1 protein-coding gene is annotated in these 1869 nt (G+C 58.1%); it reads left to right on the top strand.

Going from position 1 to position 1869, the window contains the following annotated elements; all coding sequences use genetic code 11:
- The first annotated feature begins 141 nt into the window (after window positions 1–141).
- Window positions 142–1716, top strand: coding sequence for a lipase family protein (locus QZY03_RS16110; protein WP_295582799.1), 1575 nt, complete (start codon window positions 142–144; stop codon window positions 1714–1716).
- Window positions 1717–1869: the final 153 nt, after the last annotated feature.

The raw sequence follows: 1869 nt of genomic DNA on the forward strand, positions 1-1869 counted from the left end.
AGATTTTCCGAAATTTAAGAGCGCAATTTCAAACTGCTTGATCAATGCGAATACTCAATGCAAGAGTGAGATGGAAACCTTATTTTCATTAAAATTTCAACGTATTAGAAAATCGCAAATTATTCCTATTTAGAGTATATCATGACTGATAGTCGCAAGATATTATTGTCGCTGGGTCTGCTGGTCAGCAGTCTGGCAGGCGCCGCGGATGTCGCAGGCCCCTGGATGGGTGTCTATCAGGCGGCGCAAACAGCGAGCAATCTCGAGACCCCCGAGCCTGCGGTTGCACCGGCAATCACGTTTGCCAAGGCCTCCACCAAGACCTCCGTCTCTGCCGCGACCCCGGTCCTGTTGACATTCCAGAAGGTTCAATCCCTGTCGCGCATGACGATCTGGCTCGCCCGTATGGCGGCGCGATCAACATTAGGTACCGTGATACTTCCCGATGGGAAGTCGATAGAACCATATGCCAAGGCGCTGCCCGAACGCGGCGCCATACTTTATCGGGTCACCTACCGGTCGGTTGACGCCAAAGGTGCGCCGACGGTATTGAGCGGGCTCGTGGCGTTGCCGGCGGAGGATGGCGCGCCAACGGATGCAGATTATGGCCTGGTGGTCTACATGCATTCGACCACGGCCCAACGCTCAAACGCAGCGAGTGATCGCTCAGTGGAAGCCTATGGGGCCATCACGGCGTTCGGCGGTGAAGGTTGGGTGCTCGCCATGCCCGATTATCTGGGTTATGGTGCCAACAATCAACCACATCCCTATGCGCTCGGAAAGCTGAACGCCCAGTCAGGTATCAGTATGATTCTGGCCGCCCGCGAGTTGATGAAATATCTGGGCAGAAGCATGGGCTCTCAAATCAACATCACCGGATACAGCGAGGGTGGCGGCAATGCCTTGTGGTTGGGCCGGGCGCTGCAAGAGCGCTATGCCGCTGATCCCTTGATGAAACCCACGCGTATCGCGCCGATGTCAGGCCCCTACGATCTAAGCCGTGCGACCGCGAATTCCTTCATTGCCGCCCAGCCGTCGCTGTCTGTGTCACTGGAAAATTTCTCGGTGAAGCCGACCTTGTTGGCCTTTGCCGGTGTCGCTGTCGCCGACGTGACTGGGCAGCCGCTCTGGAGCCTGCTGCAGACCCCGCTTGCCGATCAGGCCGATGGTATCTTTCCTGGTCCCTATGCGGATGACGATGTCGGGGCGCGCATCCTGACCGTCGCATTGAATGACTTGTCTTATGTGACCCTTACCGGCATCCCACACCCGGAAAACATGCTGCAACCGCAACTGATCAACGCCATCGCGTCTCATGACACGAGCAATCCCGCGATGAAGCTGTGGGCGCAAAATGATAACGTCAGTTGGACGCCCACCGCACCGGTCTATCTGCTTGGTGTCATTCAGGATGCGTTGGTCCCGTTTGCGGCCTCCACCTACGTGCTGCCCGCGGCCTATGTGAGAGAGGGTGGATTGAAGGCTCCCTACAGTCAGGGAAACGCGCAGAGTGTCATCAAGGCCATGCGCGCCAGGAAGATTGACTCATCCAAAGTGGGGTGGCTGGGTTTTGATGGCCTGGTTCAAATCCCCGGGGGCAAGCCGACCACGACCATGAGCCACTCGGCCGGTTTCGAGCCTTGCGTTGAGATGGCAGCCGCCTTTTTCAGAGGAAAGACCTTGAGCGAATTGCCGAGACTGGCCGATCCCAAGTAGGGTCCGGGCAATTCCCCGCACCCGCAAACAGGCCCGCTCTTGTTTTCGAGCGGGCTTGTTCCGCGACCTGCCGCTGGCCTTGATCACTGTTGCGGCCACCTCGGGGCTGATAGCCGTCGCGGCCGGGGGGCCGCTCCTGCGCCGTAGGAGCGG

The sequence above is a fragment of the uncultured Lamprocystis sp. genome, from assembly GCF_903933125.1.
GTDB lineage: Bacteria > Pseudomonadota > Gammaproteobacteria > Chromatiales > Chromatiaceae > Thiodictyon.